Raw genomic sequence first — 20,768 nt, 5'->3', positions numbered from 1 at the left:
CCGCTGACCGGTGACCTCCTGAGCGTCGGGCGGGCAGATCCAGCCCGTCCGGCGATCGAGGACGAGGCCGTTCAGGCCGATACGGGGGTCCGGGGGCGGCAGCCCCGGGTGCGTCCACCCGGTCGGACGGTGAGAGCCCAGTAAGAAGGGTGATCGTAGGACCGTCCCCACCGCCCAACCGCCGGAGGCCTTGGCAGACTGGCCTGGTGCCTCCCACCGTGCTGCTCGCCGAAGACGACCGTGCCATCCGCAACGCCCTGGAACGCGCCCTGGCCCTGGAGGGCTACCGGGTGACCGCGGTCGCCGACGGGGTCGAAGCGCTGGCGCACGCCCACAAGAACCCGCCGGACGTACTCGTCCTCGACGTGATGATGCCCGGCATCGACGGCCTCCAGGTCTGCCGGGTGCTGCGCGCCGAGGGTGACCGCACGCCCATCCTGATGCTGACCGCGCTGGTGGAGACCGCCGACCGGATCGCCGGTCTGGACGCGGGCGCCGACGACTACGTCGTGAAGCCGTTCGACGTCGAGGAGGTCTTCGCCCGGCTGCGGGCGCTGCTGCGCCGCACCAACCCCGACGCCGCCCCCGAGGCCGCCGCGCCGGTACCCGAAGCCCCGAAGCGGGGTACGGAACGGCATGTGGAGGCGGCCGGGCTGCGGATGGACCCGCAGGCGCGGCGCGCATGGCGGGGCGGGCGCGAGCTGGAGCTGACCCGGACCGAGTTCGAGCTGCTGGAACTGCTGGCGCGCAACGCCGGGATCGTCCTGGACCATGCCACGATCTACGACCGTATCTGGGGCTACGACTTCGGTCCCGGCTCCAAGAACCTCGCCGTCTACGTCGGCTATCTGCGCCGCAAGCTCGACCAGCCCGGCGCCCCGCAGCTGATCCACACCGTGCGCGGGGTGGGTTACGTGCTGCGGGAGGACTGAGTGACGAGGTCGAACGTGAGGCGAGGTCGAGCGTGAGGCGAGGCAGAGCGTGAGGCGAGGGCGACAGTGAGACGAGGACGCGAGTGAGTCGTCTGCGTCGGTCGCTGTCCCGGCCGCGGCCGAAGCTGGTGTCGCTGCGGACCACCTTCGCGGTGTCCTTCGCGGCCGTGACGGCCGCGGTCACCGTGCTCGTCGGCGTCCTGTCGTACTCGGCGGCCGCCCGGCTGGTCCGGGTGGACCAGGAGTCGGTTTTCGACGAGGTCGTGCAGGACCTGCGGGACGAGGTGCGCGACCACCGGATGGCGCCGGAGGACTTCTCCTCGTCCGCGCCGGGACACGACATCGTGCGGCCGGCCCGTACGGACGTGCAGGTGCTGGGCGCGGACGGCTCGGTGGTGGACAGCGGCAGCCCCGGACTGCCCGTCCGGCCCGCCGACCGCACGATCTCGGCGGCCGCGGCGGCCGGGCGGATCACCGAGCACAAGGACGTCGACGTCGGCAGCGACGTCTACCGCATCGCGACCGTCTCCCTGGGCGGCAGCCGGGGCGCGGTGCAGGTGGCGCAGGAGTTCAGCGACACCGAGGACCTGCTGCGGGCCCTCCAGCAGCGCACCCTGATCCTGATGATCGCGGTGGTGACCGCCGCGGGGCTGTTCGGCTGGTGGCTGGCCCGGCGCATCACCCACCGCCTGGTGATCCTCACCACCGCCGCCGAGGACGTCGCCCGCACCCGCCGGCTCGGCGTCCAGGTGCCGGTCACCGGCCACGACGAGGTGGGCCGGCTGGGCCGCGCCTTCGACCGCATGCTCGGCCGGCTCGCCCAGTCGGAGGAGGACCAGCGGCGGCTGGTCCAGGACGCGGGCCACGAACTGCGCACGCCGCTGACGTCACTGCGTACGAACATCTCGCTGCTGCGCCGCATCGACGAACTGCCGCCGGACACCCGTGACGAACTGGTGGCGGATCTGACCCAGGAGGCCCGGGAACTGACCGACCTGGTCAACGAGCTGGTCGACCTCGCGGCCGGCCAGTCCGACACCGAGCCGCCGCGGCGGCTCGACCTCGCCGATCTCGCGGAGGAGGTCGCGAGTCTGGCCCGGCGCCGCACCGGGCGGCCGGTCCTGATCCGGACGAGCGGTGACACCACCCTCTACGGCCGGCCGGCCATGCTCCAGCGGGCGGTGTCCAACCTCGTGGAGAACGCGACCAAGTTCGACCGCGAGGGCGGGGCGCCCGTCGAGATCGCCGTCACCGGACCGTCCCGGCCGGGGGTCGTCCGCGTCGAGGTCCTCGACCGCGGTCCCGGCATCGCCGAGGCCGATCTGACCCGCGTCTTCGACCGCTTCTACCGCGCCGCCGACGCCCGCTCCCTGCCGGGCTCGGGCCTGGGCCTGTCGATCGTGCGGGAGGTGGCGCTGGCCCACGAGGGTGCCCCGTTCGCGCACCGGCGGGCGGGGGGCGGGTCGGTGATCGGGTTCACGGTGGGCGGGGGGCTGTGACGCGGGCGGAGAATGCCGACGGGCCGGGCGTCGCCGGTGGCGAAACCCGGTCCGACCGGAACCCGACCGGTCCTCCTATGGCTCCAGGTTCTGCTTCCGCGTCACGGGGTCCGTGCTGGGCGAGCCCTTGAGGCTGAAGGACTGCTTGTATGTGTCTCCGCCTTCGCAGGTCACGGTCGCCTTCGCTGTCACCGTGGCGTTCTTGGCGATCTTCTTGAACGTGACGGAGTACGAGTTGCTGTTCCCGGCGAGCGAGTTGTCGGTCTTCGCCTCGGCGCCCGCCTTCACCGTCACCGAGTCGGGGGAGGAATCGTCGAGGCAGTCGTCGACCGTTCCCGTGAGCGTGACCTTGCCGATGGTGACGGCTTGCGCCTGACCTGCGATCGCAACTGACGCCGCCACCCCCGACAGGGGAAGCAGTGCTGCGACAGTGAGAATTGCGAGACGATTGCGCATGAGCTTCTCCCAGCTGATTACGGCGTGGGTGAGTGATCCTCTGCCAAGGTCTCGCTTTTGCCGTGTGCGGGTCAAGGGTGATCGTTACCCATGGTCAGCGGGGTAGAACTACCCACACCGGGTGCTCATTCCGGGTAGGTGAGGCCGTTCTCCAGAGCGATCCGGGTCAGATCCGGGCGGCGCCGGGAGCCGGTTTTCTCGCCGATTCGGTCGAGGTGCGAATGGACGGTGTGTTTGCTGATACCCAATGCGGCGGCGATTTCGTGGTCTGTTGAACCATTGGCGAGAAGCCGCAGGATCTCCTGTTCCCGGTCCGTGAAATGGGGAGAGTGCCCCACCAGATGGCTGGCGGGTGCGGAGACATAACTGCGGCCCGAGCCCACGGTCCGGATCGCCGTCAGCATTTCGTGCGCCTCCGCCTGTCGGCTCAGATAGCCGCTCGCGCCCGCCTGGATCGCCTGTACCGCGTCCAGATGCGGTGAGGAGGACACCACCAGGACGGCATGCCCCCTCCTGCGCAGCTTTGTCACCGTCGAGGCGAGTCGGGTGGCGGACTGCTGGAGGTCGATCAGGACGACCTCCGCGCCGCGCAGGCTGCCGTCCGCGCTCTCGATCGACGGTGCGGCCGCGACCAGGTGGAGGTCGGGAGCGGAGCCGATCAGGTTCGAGATGCCGTGCCGGAAGACGGGACAGTCCCCGATGACCGCGATCCGCACGCGTACGGCGCAACCGCTCACCGGTACCTCCGCTGCTCGATGGACATGCCACGACAGACACGCCCCGCCCCCAGAGTCGGCGGGGTGGGCGCCTCCTGCGCGGTGGACTGACCCCTTCGGGGGAATCGGGGCGGGGAGGCGGAGTGGGGAACCGGAGTGAGGTGAGACAGCTCATACATGGCGGATTGAGTTCAGGACCGGGGTGAATTCCGTACCTCCGTACGACGGACGGTGTCCGAATGCGAGGATGAGGCGCCATGACTGCTGGGTGGTGTACTCGCTCGCTACGGGCCGCGCTGTTCGCGGCTGTCTGCGTGCTGCTCGCCGCCCTGGGCCACGTGATGATGTCCGGGGCCGAGGTGCCCGCGTGGGCGCTGGCCGCGGGCGTGGCCGTCACCGGGATCGCGGGCTGGTGCCTGGCGGGCCGGGAGCGGGGGCTGCCGCTGATCGTGACGGTCGTGGTCGCCGCCCAGACGGCCCTGCACTCGGCGTTCTCGCTGGCCGGGCCGGAGTCCGGTACCGCGGCGTCCGCGGGTATGGGCGCCATGGGCATGGACTCGACGTACATGGACTCGACGCACATGGACTCCCTGCACATGGACTCCATGGACATGGGCCACATGGACATGGGCCGCATGGATCAGGTGAGTCATATCGGCCACATGAGTCACCTGGGCCACATGAGTCACGTGGGGGAGGGTGTCGGAGAGGGCGGTTCCTCCTCGTTCGGCATGCTCGCCGCCCACCTGCTCGCCGCGCTGCTATGCGGGTTGTGGCTGGCGCACGGTGAGAAGGCCGCGTTCCGCATTCTGCGGGCGCTGGCCGGACGGCTGGCCGCGCCGCTGCGGCTGCTGCTCGCCGTGCCCGCCACCCCGGACCGGCCACGGGTCCGGTTCCGTCGCCGCCGCTCGGCACGAGCGCCCCGGCTGCTCCTCCTCACCCACGCGATCACCACGCGGGGTCCGCCCCCGGGGACCGCTGCCGCCGTCTGATCTCTGACGTCCGACCCTGACGTCCGACCCTTACGTCTGACCTCTCACGTCTGACCTCTCACGTCTGACGTCCGGCCTCTGACATTAGGCGTCCGACCTCTGACTTTCGACGTCTGACGACAGGCCGGCAGCAGGCGACCCGGGGCTGCCCCTGTGCGCCCCGGGCCACGGCCGTACGCCCGTGCAGACGGGCGTGGGGCCGTCTCACCCTCATGCCCTTGTGGACGATCCGAGAAGGACACCAGGTGATCACGTCTGCCGTGAAGGCACCCCCGGCACCTCAGACACCCCGCACCTCCCACGCCTCCCACGCCTCCCATGCCCCCTGTGCCCCCCATGCGTCACAGGCCGCACTCGACGAGTCGATCACCGCGTGGGCGCTCGCCGCTCGGGCCGGTGACGCGGACGCGGTCGAGCGCTTCGTGCGTGCTCTGCACCGCGACGTCCTGCGCTATGTCTCCCACCTGTGCGCCGATCCCCAGGCGGTCGACGACCTCGCCCAGGACACCTTCCTGCGCGCCCTCGGCAGCCTGCACCGGTTCGAGGGCCGTTCCTCGGCCCGCTCCTGGCTGCTCTCCATCGCCCGCCGGGCGGTGATCGACAGCTATCGGTACGCCGCCACCCGGCCCCGGCTGTCCGACGTACCGGACTGGCAGCTCGCCGCCGAGCGCGCCCAGCCGCGCGACCTGCCGGGCTTCGACGACGGCGTCGTCCTGCTGGACCTGCTGGCCACGCTCCCGGCCGAGCGGCGGGAGGCGTTCGTCCTCACGCAGCTGGCCGGGCTGCCCTACGCGGAGGCGGCGGAGGCGAGCGGCTGCCCGGTGGGCACCGTGCGTTCGCGCGTGGCGCGGGCTCGGGCGGCCCTGGCGGACCTGCTGGAGGAGGAGCCGGCGGACGAACCCGCGACCCTCGCGGCCTGACCCGCACGGTCCCCCGGCCGCACGACCCGCACGACCCGTGCGGCCCGCACGACCCGCACGACCCGTGCGGCCCGCACGACCCGTGCGGCCCGCACGACCCGCACGACCCGTGCGGCCCGTGCGGCCCGTGCGGCCCGTGCGGCCCGTGCGGCCCGTGCGGCCCGTGCGGCCCGTGCGGCCCGTGCGGCCCGTGCGGCCCGTGCGACCCGTACAAGCTCCGACACGAACCGGGCGGGTCGCCGTGCTCTGCCGGAGGCGGTGGCCCGCACCATGCGTGGAAGCCGTGATCCGCGAGCACGTCCTGACGGCGGGTCACCGGCGGGACTCGGCGGTGCACGCGGTCCTCGATCGCCAACGGCGGTCGGCGGCGCTGGGTCAGAGCCCGCCGTACGGCGGTTTCATGGGCCCCGTCCATCGCCCCCGCCCGTGGGTCAGTTGTTCTTGCGGGCCACTCCGCCGTAGATGCCGATCGGCGGGGCGTTGTGCTTCGGGGGCTCTTCGGGGCGCCAGTCCGGGACCGGGACCAGGCCCGGGTCGAGGAGGGTGAAGTCGCCGAAGAGGTCCAGGACGCGGGCGTGGGGGCGCAGGTTCAGGGAAGCGCTGGCCTTGTTGTAGACGGAGGCCGCGTTCTCGCGCCGGTCCTCGTGGACGTCGCCCGTGGCGTGCGACAGGACGAGGTAGGAGCCGGTGGGCAGCGCGTCGCGGAGTGTCGCGACGACGGCGTCCGGGTCGTCCGCGTCGGCGAGGAAGTGCACGACGGCCACCAGCAGCAGCGCCACGGGCTCGTCGAAGTCGATGATCTTGCGGACGTCGGGGTGGTCGAGGACGGCGCGCGGATCCCGCAGGTCGGCCAGGACGACCGAGGTGTGGGCGTCGGGGCCGGGGCCGGTGTCGGCGTCGGCCATGAGGGCCATCGAGTGGGTGCTGACGATCGGATCGTTGTCGACGTACGCGACCCGGGTCTCGGGGGCTATGGAGTGCGCGATCTGGTGCACGTTGGGCTCGGTGGGCAGGCCCGTGCCGATGTCGAGGATCTGCCGGACACCGCCCTCCGCGACGACGTGCCGGACGGCGCGGTGCATGAAGTGCCGGTTGGCGCGGACCCCGTCCCGCACCTCGGGTGCCACCTTGATGAACTGCTCGGCGGCATCCCGGTCGACCTCGTAGTTGTCCTTCCCGCCGAGGAAGTAGTCGTACATCCGGGCGGGGTGGGGCTTGCTCGTGTCGATTTTCAAGAAGGGGCTGCCGGTGCCGCCGCTACCGGCGTCGCTGCTGCCGCTGAGGGGAGAGGTCATGCTGCCTGGCTCCGTCCTGGACTCGCGTCCCACCACCGGATGGACCGCCGTGAGTGACTGTCAGAACATCATTCACCATGCGGAGTTGCTCGAAGACCAGCCCCGTCCCCGTGGCGGTCGACACCTTCCGTGAACCCGAACGACCGGACCCACGAGGGGAGTTCCCGTCACGAGGACGAGCCGCCGGCCACCGGCCGGGCTGACGCCGTGCGGGAGGCGGCCGACAGTGCCCCACGCCCACCGGTCATGTTGGTCACCAAGCGGTCGGCCGCGGTGCCCGCAGGTGTCCTGCCGGTCGCGTTGGCGGCATCGGTCCAGCGCATCGCCGGGCCAGGACGACCGCGTGAAGCGGGTCCATCACCGCGGCTGCGTCGGGGATTTCGGCGACGTGATCGAGATCCCGGCCATGGCCGGGCTTCACCGGCTTCAGGACCGCCGCGGCTGAGTGTCCTTCGGCCGATCAGGTGCGGTCGTGGAGGGTGACCTGGTAGCCGTCGGGGTCGGCGAAGGTGAATGTCCGGCCGAAGGGGCCGTCGATCGGTGCGGAGACGATGGTGTGACCGTCGGCGACGAGAGCATCGTGAATGGCCTGGACGTCTGTGGCGTGGAGCCAGATCGCGGCGCCGATGCCGGGCTGGGCAACGGATGCGAGATCGGTGCCGGGAACGACGTCGCGGAGTGCGAACGCGATCGGCTTCGTCTCGAAGACGACGGCGTGCGGAGGTCCGGCCTGCGAGCGGACGAGGCCGAGGTACTGCTCGTAGAACGCCTGCGAAACGGCGAGGTCGCGCGCTTGGAGCGAGATGAAGTCGGGGCCGGTGGCGGGCATGATGATGCTCCTTCTCTGCGTGTCAGCATTCTGACACAGGTCAATCTATGTCAGAATGCTGACATGAATCAAGACGGTGTCGGCGTCGACCTGGAGACGTCACTGGGCTACCTGCTGAAAGAGGCCTCGAGCGCCCTGCGCGCAGCCATGGAGGAGGTGCTGCGGCCACTCGGGATGAGCGTGACGCGCTACTCCTGCCTCGAGCTGCTGGCTCAACGGCCGGGCTTGTCGAACTCCGAGCTCGCGCGGGGCGCGTTCGTGACACGGCAGTCGATGAACGTGCTGCTCCAGGCCCTGGAACGAGAGGGCTACGTGACCAGGCCTGCGGAGGCGCCCGTCGGGAAGGTTCTTCCCACGCGGCTCACGCCTCGCGGCCGACGGAGCCTCGAGAAGGCGACCGTGGCGGTCCGGTCCGTCGAGGTCAGGATGCTGGCGGGCATGACCGAGACCGAGCGGTCAGGCGCCTTCCGGATCCTGCAGAGCATGATCCATTCCCTGCGCGACGGCAACGACGGTGCGTAGCTCGTCGCCCGGCGCACGTCTCGTCGCGCCCGGACAGGAACGTGGCCGAGCGTGAAGATCCGTGCCGACGATCTCGAAGACCGGCAGGCTCCGCCCGCACCCTCGTCCGCGATGAGCCCCCACTGTGTCCTGGCCGCCTGACCGGCCTCCATGGACATGACCCTGGCCGCCTGACCGGCCTCCATGGGCATGAAAAAGGCGGGGTCCGAAAACCCCGCCCGCAGACCACGAAACCCCTGATCAGGGCCACACCAAGCAGTACGGCTGATGCCCCGCCTCGTGCAGGCGGTGGCTGAAGTCCTGCCACTCGTGCAGCAGCTGGTACACGTTGAACGCGTCCCGGGGGCCGCCCCGGTCCGGGACCGTCGACCAGATGAAGGCCGCCGCGCCCACCGCTTCCTCGCCTATGTCCCGCAGCGGATCCACGACCGTCATGGGGAGCTTCACCACGGCGTAGTCGGGATGGAGGACGACCAGCTCCAGCGGGGGCACCTTGCTGAGGGGGACGCCTTCGATGCCGGTCAGCACCATCGCGGCCATCGTCTCCGGCTTGATCTTGGTGAACATGCCGTTCATGCCGAGCTCGTCGCCGCCGAGTTCCTCAGGGCGCATCGAGATCGGGACGCGGGCCGCGGTCGCGCCGTCGGGCGCGCCGAAGTACTTGTACGTCACCCCCACCCGACCACCATTCCTGCTCCCCGCCCGGAGGGGATCGATCCGCTGGTCGACTCGCCGCTCGACCTGCTCGAACCGCTCGACCTGGTCCAACCGCTCGATCTGGTCGATTCGGTCGATTCGGTCGAGCCGGTCGGTTCGGTCGATCCGCTCGGGCTCACTCGGTACACCTTGTGACTGCGTCTGACGTGCTTCGTTGGCTTCCTCAGCGTCGCGCCGGTGCCTTCCCCGCCGGGCACGTCGAGGACCCAGGTCGTCCGTCCCCTCGCCCAGTCCACCACCGCGATGCATATCTCCACCCGACTGCTTTTCTAGGACGCGTGGCCCCCGCCGCGCAACCCGATCATCGTGTCAGTGACCTCCCCCACGGCCGCCCGCCGAAACGTGCGGTGAAACACCTGTCCGCAGGATCTTCGCAGCCACTGGACACACGGTCGGTGTGAGCTACGTCTACCAGGCCCGTTCCGACTCAGTTTCGCAGATGGTGAAGCGGTTGACGGCCCCGCCGGCCCCGACTGCCGCTGGCCTACCCTGGGAGGTCACTGACAACCGGAGTCCAGCAAGTCGGAGAAGGTCGGAGAAGTCGCAGGTCATGAGCGAACTGCCCTATTCATACGATGCGCCTGTATCGCAGGCGCTTTTCGACCGTGCGTCCGCCGTCACGCCGGGGGGTGTGAACTCGCCGGTGCGCGCGTTCCGCGCCGTGGGCGGCACGCCCCGGTTCATGGTGTCCGGCACCGGCCCGTACCTGACGGACGCCGACGGCCGCGAGTACGTCGACCTGGTCTGTTCCTGGGGACCCATGATCCTCGGGCACGCGCACCCCGAGGTGATCGCCGCCGTGCAGGAGGCCGTCTCGCGCGGCACCTCCTTCGGTACGCCCGGTGAGGGCGAGGTCGCGCTCGCCGAGGAGATGGTCGCCCGCATCGAGCCCCTGGAGGAGGTGCGGCTCGTCTCCAGCGGCACCGAGGCCACCATGTCGGCGATCCGGCTGGCCCGCGGGTTCACCCGGCGCACCAAGGTGATCAAGTTCGCCGGCTGCTACCACGGGCACGTCGACTCGCTCCTCGCGGCGGCCGGCTCCGGGGTCGCGACCTTCGCGCTTCCCGACACCCCCGGCGTCACCGGCGCCCAGGCCGGCGACACCATCGTGCTGCCGTACAACGACCTCGAGGCCGTGCAGGAGGCCTTCCACCGGCACCCCGGCGAGATCGCCTGTGTGATCACCGAGGCCTCGCCGGGCAACATGGGCGTCGTGCCGCCGCTTCCCGGCTTCAACCAGGGGCTCAAGGACGCCTGCCAGAACAACGGCGCGCTCTTCATCTCCGACGAGGTCATGACCGGGTTCCGTACCAGCCGGGCCGGCTGGTACGGGATCGACGGCGTGCGGCCCGACCTCATGACCTTCGGGAAGGTCATGGGCGGTGGCTTCCCCGCCGCGGCTTTCGGCGGGCGGGCGGACGTCATGGCGCACCTCGCCCCCGCAGGGCCCGTCTACCAGGCCGGCACCCTCTCCGGGAACCCCGTGGCGACCGCCGCCGGGCTGGCCCAGCTGCGACTCCTCGACGACGCCGCCTACACCACGATCGACGGCGTCTCCACCCGGATCCGGACCCTGGTGTCGGAGGCGCTGGCCAAGGAGGGGGTCGCGCACACGCTCCAGAGCGCCTCCAACATGTTCTCCGTCTTCTTCACGGACCGGCCGGTCCGTGACTACGCGGACGCCAAGGCGCAGGAGTCCTTCCGCTACACCGCCTTCTTCCACTCGCTGCTGGCGAACGGCGTGTACCTGCCGCCGTCGTCCTTCGAGTCCTGGTTCGTGTCCACGGCCCACGACGACCGGGCCGTCCAGAGAATCGCCGACGCCCTCCCGGCGGCGGCCCGAGCGGCTGCGGAGGCCACAGCGGCATGACCACCCCGGAAAACGCCCCCGAGAACGCGCCCGACAAGGCCTTCGAGGACGTCCTCGATGACGCCCTCGAGAACACCTCGGGCAACAAGGACCTCACCGTCGTCCACCTCATGCGGCACGGTGAGGTCGACAACCCCGACGGGGTGCTCTACGGCCGTCTCGACGGCTACCACCTCTCCGAGCTGGGCCGGCAGATGGCCGACCGGGTCGCCGAGCACCTCGCCTCCCGCGACGTCACCCACGTCGTCGCCTCCCCGCTGGAGCGGGCGCAGGAGACGGCGACGCCGATCGCCAAGGCGCACGGGCTCGACCTGGCCACCGACGCGCGGCTCCTGGAGGCGGAGAACGTCTTCCAGGGCAAGACCTTCGGCGTCGGGGACGGGGCGCTGCGCCGGCCCGAGAACTGGAAGCACCTCGTCAACCCGTTCAAGCCGTCCTGGGGCGAGCCGTACGTCGACCAGGTCGTCCGGATGATGGGTGCGCTGGACGCGGCGAAGGACGCGGCCCGCGGACGTGAGGCGGTGCTCGTCAGCCACCAGCTGCCGATCTGGATCGTGCGGTCCTACGTCGAGCGGCGGCGGCTGTGGCACGACCCGCGCAAGCGGCAGTGCACGCTCGCCTCGCTGACGACGTTCACGTACCGGGGCGACAAGATCGTGTCCGTCGGCTACAGCGAGCCCGCCATCGACCTGGTGCCCGCCCATCTCCGGGCCGGCGCCAAGCCCGTGCAGGGCAAGGGCAAGGCCTTCGGGGCGTAGACCCACCGCCCGGCCGGATCCGCCCTCCGGGTCCGGCCACCGGGTCCGCCCCTCCACGTCCGCTCTCCGGCTCCGGTCACCGGTTCCGCCCTCCGGGTCTGCCGGCCACCGGGTCCGGCCACCGGCTCCGCCCCTCCACGTCCGGTCTCCAGTCTCCGGGTCCGCCCCTCCACGTCCGCCCTCCGGAACGCGCGGTGGGCCGGCGTGGCTGAAACCGGCCACTCTGTTACGGAATCCGGAACTATCGGCGGAACCTCCTCGTTCGTCACGTCCTCTGAATGGGTGACCATCGGAAAATGTGACGAACGGGGTTGCCATGCGCGCCATCACCCGAAGGGGAGCACTCGGACTCGGCGCCGGGGCCGCCGCCGCTGCCGGACTCGTGGGCTGCGGCAGCCTCACGAACTCGGACGGGCCGGGCACCCCCGGCGGTTCCGGCGGCTCAGGCAAGCCCTCCGGCAGTCCCGGCCCGAAGGTCACCGCCCGCCCCATCGGCGACGGTTCCACCTCCTTCACCGGCAAGCAGCCCCACCAGCCGGCCAAGCCCGTGCCGCTCCAGCCCGGCGAGGAACCGCCGCAGTTCGTCGTCTTCTCCTGGGACGGGGCCGGCGAGGTCGGCAACGGACTGTTCACGCGCTTCCTGGACCTCTCCAAGGAGCACGGCGCGAGCATGACCTTCTTCCTCTCCGGGCTCTACCTGCTGCCCGAGTCGAAGAAGCGGCTCTACGACCCGCCGAACAACCCGCGCGGCGCCTCCGACATCGGCTACCTCACCGACGAGCACGTCAGGATGACGCTCGACGGCGTCCGCCGCGCCTGGCTCGAGGGGCACGAGATAGGCACCCACTTCAACGGGCACTTCTGCTCCGGGAACGGGACCGTCGGCAACTGGACGCCCAAGCAGTGGCGCAGCGAGATAGACCAGGCCAAGTCGTTCGTGAAGGAGTGGCGGACCAACACCGGCTGGAGCGACCTGCCCGCGCTGCCCTTCGACTACGACAAGGAACTCGTCGGCGGCCGGACGCCCTGTCTGCTCGGCCAGGACAACCTGCTGCCCACCGCCCGCGCCCTCGGCTGGCGCTACGACGCCTCCTCGCCGGGCGGGCGTCAGGTGTGGCCGCGGAAGAAGGACGGGCTCTGGGACCTGCCGTTGCAGCAGATACCTTTCCCCGGCCGCGGTTTCGAGGTCCTCTCGATGGACTACAACATGCTCGCCAACCAGTCGGTCAACTCGACCAAGGCGCCCAGCCACAACTACCCGGGCTGGCGGCAGCAGTCCTCGCAGGCGTACATACAGGGATTCAAGCGGGCATTCGAGACGAACCGCGCACCCTTCTTCGTCGGCAACCACTTCGAGCAGTGGAACGGCGGCATCTACATGGACGCCGTCGAGGAGGCCTTCAAGCACATCGCGCGCGAGAAGGAGAAGGGCGCCGACGTACGGCTGGTCTCCTTCCGGCAGTTCGTGGACTGGATCGACGTCCAGAAGCCGGAGGTCCTCGAGAAGCTGCGCACCCTCGACGTCGGGCAGCAGCCGGCCGGGGGCTGGAAGGCGTTCCTGGGCGCGAGCACCCCCTCCGCGTCCACCTCCGCCTCGACCTCGGCGGATACCGGCGCCAACGCCGCCTGAAATGGGGTTTTCTCCCCGCAAGGGGGGTGGGCAAGATCCCCAGAACGGGCATGCGAAACTTTTCACATGAGTGCCGCCAGCCGCACCCCCCTGTGCTCGACCAGCCGGAACCGTTCGCGCCGTGCCGCCCTGACCGCGGCCGCCGGCGGAGCCGTCGCCGCACTGCTGCTGTCCGCCTGCACCTCCGGAGGAACCGCCGGAGGAGGCGGTGACACCAACTTCGTGATGGGCAAGGACGGCATCTCCACCGCGAAGAAGGGGACGCGGGCCGCGGCCCCCGACCTGTCCGGCAAGTCCGTCGCCGGAGGGCAGCTGGACATCGCCGCCTACAAGGGCAAGGTCGTCGTCCTCAACGTGTGGGGTTCCTGGTGTGCCCCGTGCCGTGCCGAGGCGCCGGGCTTCCAGAAGGTCTACACGGACCTCAAGGACCAGGGCGTGCAGTTCGTCGGCATCAACACCCTCGACACCAGCAACGACAACGCCCTCGCCTTCGAGAAGCAGCAGGGCATCACCTACCCCAGCCTGTCCGACCCCAAGGGCAAGCTGCTGCTGCGCTTCAAGAAGGGCACGCTCAGCCTCCAGGCCATCCCCTCCACGCTGGTCATCGACCGGGAGGGCAAGATCGCGGCCCGGTCGCTGGCCGCGCTCAGCGAGGACAGGCTGCGCAAGATGATCGCGCCCGTCCTCGCGGAGAAGTGACGTGAGCGCGGTCACCACGCTCGCCGCGACGGGGTACAACGACACCGTGCTCAACGGCGCGTTGCTGGTCGCGCTGCCGATCGCGCTGCTCGGCGGGCTCGTCTCCTTCTTCTCGCCGTGCGTCCTGCCGCTCGTCCCCGGCTATCTGTCGTACGTCACCGGCGTCGCCGGCACCGACCTGGCCGAGGCCCGCCGCGGGCGGATGGTCGCCGGCGCCTCCCTCTTCGTCCTCGGCTTCACCGCCGTGTTCGTCTCCAGCGGGGCCCTGTTCGGCTACTTCGGCGAGAACCTCCAGGCCAACCAGGATGTCCTGTCCAAGGTGCTGGGTGTGCTCATGATCCTCATGGGCGTCTTCTTCATGGGGCTGATGCCCTGGATGACCCAGCGGGAGTTCCGCTTCCACAAGCGGCCCGTCGCCGGACTGGCCGGCGCCCCGCTGCTCGGCGCGCTGTTCGGCATCGGCTGGACCCCGTGCATCGGCCCGACCCTCGCCTCCGTGATCGCCCTCTCCTCCCAGCAGGGAAGCGCGGGCCGCGGTGCCATACTGACCGTCGCCTACTGCCTCGGCCTCGGTGTGCCCTTCGTGCTCGCCGCGGTCGCCTTCCGCAAGGCGCTCGGCGCTTTCGGCTGGGTCAAGCGGCACTACGCCTGGGTGATGCGGATCGGCGGCACGATGATGATCGTGACCGGTCTGCTGCTGCTGACCGGTGCCTGGGACCGCCTTGTGCAGGACATCCAGTCCTGGTCCGTCGGCTTCACCGTAGGGATCTGATTCATGAGCAAGAGCACCGTCGGCCCCGCCCCGGGCGAGACCCCGGCCGCCGCCGACGAGCAGGATCTCGGCGCCGCGGGCTCCCAGCTGTCCACCGCGCCCGTGGACACGCTGGCCAGTGGGCCCACCCTGGGGGTCGTCGGCTGGGTCCGCTGGTTCTGGCGGCAGCTCACCTCCATGCGGGTCGCGCTGCTGCTGCTTCTGCTGCTGGCCCTCGGCGCGATCCCCGGTTCGCTGATCCCGCAGTCCGGCACCGACGAGACGAAGGTCGCCGAGTTCCGTCAGGCCCACGGGACGCTCGCGCCGGTCTACGACAGGCTCGGCCTCTTCCACGTCTACAGCTCGGTGTGGTTCTCCGCGATCTACATCCTGCTGTTCGTCTCCCTCATCGGCTGCATCGTGCCCCGCACCTGGCAGTTCGTCGGTCAGCTGCGCAGCCGCCCGCCGGGTGCGCCGAAGCGGCTGACCCGGCTGCCCGCGTACACGACCTGGCGCACCGACGCCGAGCCGGAACAGGTCCGTGCGGCCGCGCTCACCCTGCTGCGCAAGCGCCGCTTCCGGGCCCACCTGGCCGGGGACGCCGTCGCCGCGGAGAAGGGCTACCTCCGTGAGGTCGGCAACCTCTCCTTCCACATCGCGCTGATCGTGATGCTGGTCTCCTTCGCCTGCGGCCAGCTCTACAAGGCCGAGGGGAACAAGCTGGTCGTCGAGGGCGACGGCTTCTCCAACACCCTCACCCAGTACAACGACTTCAAGTCCGGCAACCTCTTCAGCACCGACGACCTGAACCCGTTCAGCTTCACCCTGGACAAGTTCACCGGCACGTACGAGACGTCCGGTCCCAACACGGGCACCGCGCGCACCTTCCAGTCCGCCATCACCTACAGCGTGGGCGCCTACGGCAAGGGCAAGAAGGCCGTCGTCAAGGTCAACCACCCGCTGGAGATCGACGACTCGAAGGTCTACCTCACCGCCCACGGCTACGCGCCCGTCATCACCGTCCGCGACGGCAAGGGCAACGTCGTCTACCGCGACGCGGTGCCGCTGCTGCCGCTCGACTCCAACATCACCTCCAGCGGTGTGATCAAGGTCCTCGACGGCTACCGGGACGCCAAGGGCGTCGGTGAGCAGCTGGGCATCTCGGCCTTCTTCCTGCCGACGTACACCACGGGCAGTGAGGCGGCCTCGACGTTCCCGGCCCTGCGCAACCCGGTGCTCAACCTGACGCCGTACCACGGCGACCTCGGCGTCAACTCGGGCATCCCGCAGAGCGTGTACCAGCTCGACAAGTCGCACATGAAGGAGTTCAAGGACTCCAAGGGCGCCCAGCTGCGGGACAACCTCAAGCCCGGCGAGACCATGACCCTCCCGAACGGCGCCGGCTCGGTGACCTACGAGGGCACCAAGGAGTGGGCGAACTTCCAGGTCACCCAGCAGCCCGCGAGCGGCTGGGCGCTGGGCGGGGCCATCGCCGCGATCTTCGGTCTCGCCGGATCCCTGTTCCTCCAGCGCCGCCGGGTGTGGGTGCGCGCCGTGAAGGGGGACGACGGGGTGACGGTCGTCGAGATGGGCGGACTCGGCCGCAGCGAGTCGGCCAAGGTGCCCGAGGAACTCGGCGACCTCGCCGGGATCCTGTACGACCAGGCTCCCTCGGCCCCGGACCCCGACACCCCCGGACCGCTCGCATCGTCCGCATCCCCCGAACCCGAAGTCGTACCTGCCGAAGGGGCTGAGAAGTGACTCTCGCCGCCACCACGGAGCTTGCCGCCGCCACCAACGAGAACCTCGCGAGCATCAGCAACACGCTGATCTACTCCGCGATGGCCGTCTACACCCTGGCCTTCTTCGCGTACATCGCCGAATGGCTCCTCGGCAGTCGCAGCAAGGTCGGCCGTACCGCCGCCGCGCTCACCGCCACGACCGCGGCCAAGGGCCCGGCCGTCACCGCCGAGAAGAAGGGCGGGACGGCCGTCCTGGAGCGGCCGCAGGTCGTCGTGCGCTCCGCGGCCGGCGCGCGCGACGTGCCCGACGGGCCCGGTGCGCACGGCGGTGACGAGCAGGGCGACATGTACGGCCGGATCGCCATCTCCCTCACGGTGCTCGCGTTCCTGGTCGAGCTGGGCGGCGTGATCGCCCGCGCGGCCTCGGTGGAGCGGGCCCCGTGGGGCAACATGTACGAGTTCAACCTCACCTTCTCCACGGTGGCCGTCGGCGTGTACCTCGGGCTGCTGGCGCTGAGGAAGAACGTGCGCTGGCTCGGCCTGTTCCTGATCACCTCGGTCCTGCTGGACCTGGGTCTCGCGGTCACCGTCCTCTACACGGCGAGCGACCAGCTCGTCCCGGCGCTGCACTCGTACTGGCTGTACATCCACGTCTCCACCGCGATCTTCTGCGGCGCGGTGTTCTACGTCGGCGCGGTCGCCACGATCCTGTACCTGTTCAAGGACGCCTACGAGAACAAGCTGGCGACCGGCGGCAAGCCCGGCAGGTTCGCCGACTCGGTCCTCGACCGGCTGCCCGCCTCGGCCTCGCTCGACAAGTTCGCCTACCGCGTCAACGCGGCCGTCTTCCCGCTGTGGACGTTCACGATCATCGCGGGCGCCATCTGGGCGGGCGACGCCTGGGGCCGCTACTGGGGCTGGGACCCCAAGGAGACCTGGTCGTTCATCACCTGGGTCGCCTACGCCTGCTACCTGCACGCCCGGGCCACGGCCGGCTGGAAGGGCCGCAAGGCCGCCTACCTGGCGATGATCGCCTTCGGCTGCTGGCTGTTCAACTACTACGGCGTCAACATCTTCGTCTCCGGAAAGCACTCGTACGCGGGCGTCTGAGCCGCGACAGGCTCACGGCGAAGGCCGGTTTCTGTGACCTGGGTCATGGAAGCCGGCCTCTTTCGTCGGGCCGTCAGGACGGTGGCAGGCACTCCGGGGCCGGGGGTCTGCCCTCCGGCCAGGCGATGCGGACGAAGCGGGAGCCGCCATCGGGGTGGAGTTCCACGATCGGTACGGCCTTGTCGTACGGATTGCCGTGCACGTCCAGGCAGATCCAGCCGCTCGCCCCGCTCACCCGCAGCGAGCCCTTGACCTGAGGCCACTGGAGGCCGACGTCCGCGAGGGGCGGGACGGTCGCGCCGTCGGGCGTGGCCTCCCGGATGCCGTGCACGGCCAGCGTCATCGCGTCGAAGCCGATGATCAGCTGGCCGTCCTCCAGGGCGATGTCGCCGATCGGGCCGACCGGCTCGCGGGCGCTGCGGGCGAGGAGGTCGGTGAGGACCTTCGCGTCCGCCGCCGAACCGCCCCGCAGCGTCACGGGGGCGTTCACCCAGGCGTCCGGATGCGCGAGCGAGGTGTAGCGGACGGCGAGGTTGTGGGTGAGGGCCGTGCGGTCCAGCTTCTTGTCGCCGGACAGGTACGAGCCCTCGTCGCCCGTCAGCACCGTGAACTTCCGGTTCTGACAGCCGCGCGTGCCGAGCGCGTTGACGAACTGCCGCAACTGCGTGTGCCGGCCCGCGAACAGGATCGTGTCGGTCTCCGCGGAGGTGTCGCAGACCAGGTGGGTGATCTGCCGGAAGGTGTTCGCCGTCGTCCCCTCCTGGGTGCGGTCGGCGGGCGGGGTGAACGGCTGCGGCTCGTAGGGCGAACCCTTCAGCAGCGCGGCGAACGACGTCCGGAGCGTCCGCGTGTACGGGTCGCCCGGCTTGTCGTACACCAGCAGGGCCCGGCCGGCGTCGACCTTGGCGAACGAGGCCAGGGCGCGTGCCTCGTCCGTGTTGGTGGGGGAGACCCGGGCCAGGCCGGGGAAGGGGTCCTTGCCGTTCTGCCCGTTGGCGAGGTTGTCGGCGGTGATGGAGGCGCCGACCACCGGGATGCCCCGCCGGGTCAGTTCCGCCACGGCCTTCTTGTTGTTGTCGGTGCTCTGCCCGACCCCGGCGACCGCGCGCAGCCGGTCGGCGCCCTTCGCCATCCGCTCCAGTCGGTCGACCATCGCCTCCCAGTGGTCGCTGGTGGCACCCGGGTTGGCGAGCACCAGGCGGATCGCCGGGGCCTGGCCGTTGGAGGTGTGGTTGGCCTGCCACTGCGCCAGGTAGGCGCCCTGCACCTCGTGCTGGATGTCGCTGAGCGTCGAGGGGGTGGAGGCGGTGTAGGGCAGCATCAGCGCGACCGTGACGTAACCGCCCGCCTCGAGCCGGTCGTTCTCCCGGTCGATCGCCCGCACCGCGTCCCGCAGTTGGGGATGGCCGAAGTCGTACGCGCCCGTGGCCACGCCCACGCACTCGTCGCTGCCGGCCGGACGGGCCACGCCGGGCGCGCAGGAGCGGTCCTCGTCGGTGACCGCCCGCACGGCGAGGACCAGCCCGGTCAGCACCGCGGCCGTGACGAGCAGTGCCAGATAGCGGTGGAGGCGGATCTCCCAGACCTCCCGCAGCCACCGCGCCAGCGGGCTTCTGACTCCGTCGGCCATCACGTCACCCCGTCCCCGTCGGCCATCACGCCACCCGTCCCCGTCGGCCGGTCCGTGCCCTTCGCCGTCCGTGTCGCCGTCGTCGTCCTCGGCCGGGGTGCGCAGCGGGCGGCCCGCGAGGGCGTCCCGGGGCCAGGCCTGGGAGGTCGCGAACAGCAGCGCGCCCCCGGCGGGCCGCTGGTCGGACAGCTGGAGCAGCTCGAACTCCAGCCGCCCGCACACCTTCGGGTCCGGCAGCACCAGCGGGTCGGTCACCTGCCAGACGGCGTGCAGCAGCCGCCGTATCCGCAGGTGGAGGGCGGCGCTCACGCCTTCCGGCGGCTCGTGTCCGGCGTCCGTGCGGCCCAGCGCGATCGCCGACCGGCGGTCGTCTCGGCCGTCGAAGTCGCGGCCCGCCGCGTCGTGCGCGTGGAAGTAGGGCGCGGACGCCAGGAACCGGAGGGTGTCGGTACACATGCGAGTCGACCGCCTCGTACGCCACCCGGCCGACGGGCGCCGGGACGGACTCCACGAGCGTCCCCGGGGTGCACTCGCCGAAGTGGACGAGGGACATCAGCTCCTCGGCGGGAGCGTCGGCCGGGGTCTGCGTCCCCTCCGAGTAGCCGTTGGCCTCCGCGCCCGGCCCCAGCCAGCCCCGCCCGCCGACCTTCGCGCCGTAGGCCTCTTCGACATCGGCGGGCAGCACGAAGAACATCCGGGCGGCGTCCCGGATGCGGTCGCGCAGGGCGGGGTCGACCCCGTGCCCGGTGACCAGCAGGAACCCGGCGGTCCGCAGGGCGCCGTCGACGGTGCGGGCGATCGCGGTGCGGGCGTCGGCGTCGCCGGAGAGCCAGGGCCCGAGGTCGATCGTCGGTATGCGGGAGGTGTGGGAGGCGCGGGAGGTGCGGGCGACAGGGGGCTCACTCACCGATGTCCTCGTTCCAGAGCGCCGGGTTCCTCGCGATGAAGTCGCGCATCAGGGCGATGCACTCGGAGTCGTCGAGGAGCACGATCTCGACGCCGTGCTCCGCCAGCCAGTCGTGGCCGCCGTGGAAGGTGCTCGCCTCGCCGACGACCACCCGGGAGATGCCGAACTGGCGGACCAGCCCGGAGCAGTACCAGCAGGGGGACAGGGTGGTCACCATCGTCGTGCCGCGGTACGAGCGCTGCCGTCCCGCCGCGCGGAAGGCGGCCGTCTCCGCGTGCGTGGAGGGGTCGTCGTCCTGGACGCGCCGGTTGTGGCCGCGGCCCAGCAGGGTGCCGTCCGGGCCGTAGAGCGCGGCGCCGATCGGGATACCGCCCTCGGCGAGACCGGCCCGCGCCTCCTCGACGGCGGTGGCGAGCCACGACCGAGCCGTCGCCTGATCCACCTGATCAACCCGGTCCACCTGGTCCATGGGGTCCTCCTCGACGAGGTGCGTGCCTTCACCACGATCCGTTCCCGGAGGGATCCGCGCCGACGCGGGCGCTCACGCGATCGTGTGGTGAGGCCGGCGCGAGATGACCTGGCTCGGGCCGTCGAGCGGGTCCTGACACCGCACCAACCGTGCCGAAGCGCCCCCGGCGAATGGCCGGGAGCGGGTTCCGACGCCGATTTCGCTTGAGCTCGGGCGCCAAGAAACCGATCACTGCACCAACTGCGGTTGCCCAGAGCCAATCAGTGCGCCCTGAATCTGAGGGTCCATGCAGAAGCATTCTGGGGGCACAGCCGAGCGACGTGG

At 70.7% G+C, this 20,768-nt stretch carries 19 protein-coding genes and 2 pseudogenes; 12 read left to right on the top strand and 9 right to left on the bottom strand.

Going from position 1 to position 20,768, the window contains the following annotated elements; translation table 11 throughout:
- The first annotated feature begins 206 nt into the window (after positions 1–206).
- Together QQM72_RS27395 and QQM72_RS27390 are read left to right on the top strand one after the other, a co-directional pair.
- Positions 207–932: a response regulator transcription factor gene (locus QQM72_RS27395; protein ID WP_314223496.1), complete on the top strand. Its 726-nt coding sequence runs from the start codon at positions 207–209 to the stop codon at positions 930–932.
- Between the two features lie 83 nt (positions 933–1,015).
- Positions 1,016–2,431: a sensor histidine kinase gene (locus tag QQM72_RS27390; RefSeq protein WP_314223495.1), complete on the top strand. Its 1,416-nt coding sequence runs from the start codon at positions 1,016–1,018 to the stop codon at positions 2,429–2,431.
- A 75-nt stretch (positions 2,432–2,506) separates the two neighbouring features.
- On the opposite strand, the gene QQM72_RS27385 is transcribed toward QQM72_RS27390, so the two are convergent.
- Together QQM72_RS27385 and QQM72_RS27380 are read right to left on the bottom strand one after the other, a co-directional pair.
- Complete coding sequence (locus tag QQM72_RS27385) at positions 2,507–2,833, bottom strand: hypothetical protein (RefSeq protein WP_314223494.1); 327 nt, start codon at positions 2,831–2,833, stop codon at positions 2,507–2,509.
- Positions 2,834–3,012: 179 nt separating this feature from the next.
- The gene (locus QQM72_RS27380; RefSeq protein WP_314223493.1) at positions 3,013–3,624 is read right to left on the bottom strand and encodes a response regulator transcription factor; all 612 of its coding nucleotides are present in this window, start codon (positions 3,622–3,624) and stop codon (positions 3,013–3,015) included.
- A gap of 236 nt (positions 3,625–3,860) precedes the next feature.
- Between QQM72_RS27380 and QQM72_RS27375 the strand changes: the two genes are divergently transcribed.
- Both QQM72_RS27375 and QQM72_RS27370 read left to right on the top strand, forming a co-directional pair.
- On the top strand, positions 3,861–4,595 hold the full coding sequence (locus tag QQM72_RS27375; RefSeq protein ID WP_314223492.1) for a hypothetical protein: 735 nt from the start codon (positions 3,861–3,863) through the stop codon (positions 4,593–4,595).
- Positions 4,596–4,840: 245 nt separating this feature from the next.
- The gene (locus QQM72_RS27370; RefSeq protein WP_314223491.1) at positions 4,841–5,515 is read left to right on the top strand and encodes a sigma-70 family RNA polymerase sigma factor; all 675 of its coding nucleotides are present in this window, start codon (positions 4,841–4,843) and stop codon (positions 5,513–5,515) included.
- A 431-nt stretch (positions 5,516–5,946) separates the two neighbouring features.
- Here QQM72_RS27370 and QQM72_RS27365 read toward each other — a convergent pair whose 3' ends face one another.
- Complete coding sequence (locus QQM72_RS27365; RefSeq protein ID WP_314223490.1) at positions 5,947–6,810, bottom strand: SAM-dependent methyltransferase; 864 nt, start codon at positions 6,808–6,810, stop codon at positions 5,947–5,949.
- A gap of 460 nt (positions 6,811–7,270) precedes the next feature.
- Entirely contained in the window at positions 7,271–7,639 is a 369-nt protein-coding gene (locus QQM72_RS27360; protein WP_314223489.1) for a VOC family protein, read from the bottom strand.
- Positions 7,640–7,702: 63 nt separating this feature from the next.
- Here QQM72_RS27360 and QQM72_RS27355 point away from each other — a divergent pair, with 63 nt between their 5' ends.
- Positions 7,703–8,161 (top strand): MarR family winged helix-turn-helix transcriptional regulator, encoded by a 459-nt coding sequence (locus QQM72_RS27355; protein ID WP_314223488.1) that lies wholly within the window; start codon positions 7,703–7,705, stop codon positions 8,159–8,161.
- Positions 8,162–8,401: 240 nt separating this feature from the next.
- Here QQM72_RS27355 and QQM72_RS27350 read toward each other — a convergent pair whose 3' ends face one another.
- Positions 8,402–8,839 (bottom strand): hypothetical protein, encoded by a 438-nt coding sequence (locus QQM72_RS27350; protein WP_020130078.1) that lies wholly within the window; start codon positions 8,837–8,839, stop codon positions 8,402–8,404.
- Between the two features lie 589 nt (positions 8,840–9,428).
- Here QQM72_RS27350 and hemL point away from each other — a divergent pair.
- The 7 genes from hemL (at position 9,429) to ccsB (ending at position 17,438) form a co-directional block, all read left to right on the top strand.
- Positions 9,429–10,748, top strand: a complete 1,320-nt coding sequence (gene hemL, locus QQM72_RS27345) for a glutamate-1-semialdehyde 2,1-aminomutase (RefSeq protein WP_314223487.1) — start codon at positions 9,429–9,431, stop codon at positions 10,746–10,748.
- Positions 10,749–10,858: 110 nt separating this feature from the next.
- Positions 10,859–11,506, top strand: a complete 648-nt coding sequence (locus tag QQM72_RS27340; RefSeq protein WP_314223518.1) for a histidine phosphatase family protein — start codon at positions 10,859–10,861, stop codon at positions 11,504–11,506.
- A gap of 316 nt (positions 11,507–11,822) precedes the next feature.
- On the top strand, positions 11,823–13,136 hold the full coding sequence (locus QQM72_RS27335) for a polysaccharide deacetylase family protein (protein ID WP_314223517.1): 1,314 nt from the start codon (positions 11,823–11,825) through the stop codon (positions 13,134–13,136).
- Between the two features lie 66 nt (positions 13,137–13,202).
- Entirely contained in the window at positions 13,203–13,835 is a 633-nt protein-coding gene (locus QQM72_RS27330) for a TlpA family protein disulfide reductase (RefSeq protein ID WP_314223486.1), read from the top strand.
- 1 nt (position 13,836) lies between these two features.
- Positions 13,837–14,607: a cytochrome c biogenesis CcdA family protein gene (locus QQM72_RS27325; RefSeq protein WP_020130083.1), complete on the top strand. Its 771-nt coding sequence runs from the start codon at positions 13,837–13,839 to the stop codon at positions 14,605–14,607.
- 3 nt (positions 14,608–14,610) lie between these two features.
- Complete coding sequence (resB, locus tag QQM72_RS27320) at positions 14,611–16,347, top strand: cytochrome c biogenesis protein ResB (RefSeq protein ID WP_314223485.1); 1,737 nt, start codon at positions 14,611–14,613, stop codon at positions 16,345–16,347.
- Positions 16,344–17,438: a c-type cytochrome biogenesis protein CcsB gene (gene ccsB, locus QQM72_RS27315; RefSeq protein ID WP_314223484.1), complete on the top strand. Its 1,095-nt coding sequence runs from the start codon at positions 16,344–16,346 to the stop codon at positions 17,436–17,438. The genes resB and ccsB overlap by 4 nt, the downstream gene beginning before the upstream one ends.
- 73 nt (positions 17,439–17,511) lie before the next feature.
- Here the strand turns inward: ccsB and QQM72_RS27310 are convergent, their stop codons facing one another.
- The 4 genes and pseudogenes from QQM72_RS27310 to QQM72_RS27295 all read right to left on the bottom strand — a co-directional run bounded on the left by QQM72_RS27310 (position 17,512) and on the right by QQM72_RS27295 (position 20,444).
- Positions 17,512–19,068 (bottom strand): type 1 periplasmic-binding domain-containing protein, encoded by a 1,557-nt coding sequence (locus QQM72_RS27310; RefSeq protein ID WP_314223516.1) that lies wholly within the window; start codon positions 19,066–19,068, stop codon positions 17,512–17,514.
- A gap of 63 nt (positions 19,069–19,131) precedes the next feature.
- Positions 19,132–19,530, bottom strand: a pseudogene (locus QQM72_RS27305) (hypothetical protein); the annotation flags it as partial.
- A pseudogene (locus QQM72_RS27300) lies at positions 19,517–19,975 on the bottom strand (2-oxoglutarate and iron-dependent oxygenase domain-containing protein); the annotation flags it as partial. The pseudogenes QQM72_RS27300 and QQM72_RS27305, both read right to left, overlap by 14 nt.
- Positions 19,968–20,444: a nucleoside deaminase gene (locus QQM72_RS27295; RefSeq protein WP_314223483.1), complete on the bottom strand. Its 477-nt coding sequence runs from the start codon at positions 20,442–20,444 to the stop codon at positions 19,968–19,970. The gene QQM72_RS27295 and the pseudogene QQM72_RS27300, both read right to left, overlap by 8 nt.
- Between the last annotated feature and the right edge of the window lie 324 nt (positions 20,445–20,768).

Source organism: Streptomyces zaehneri (assembly GCF_032248645.1).
In the GTDB taxonomy this organism is placed as follows: domain Bacteria; phylum Actinomycetota; class Actinomycetes; order Streptomycetales; family Streptomycetaceae; genus Streptomyces; species Streptomyces coriariae.
This window is presented reverse-complemented; position numbering and strand designations above follow the sequence as displayed.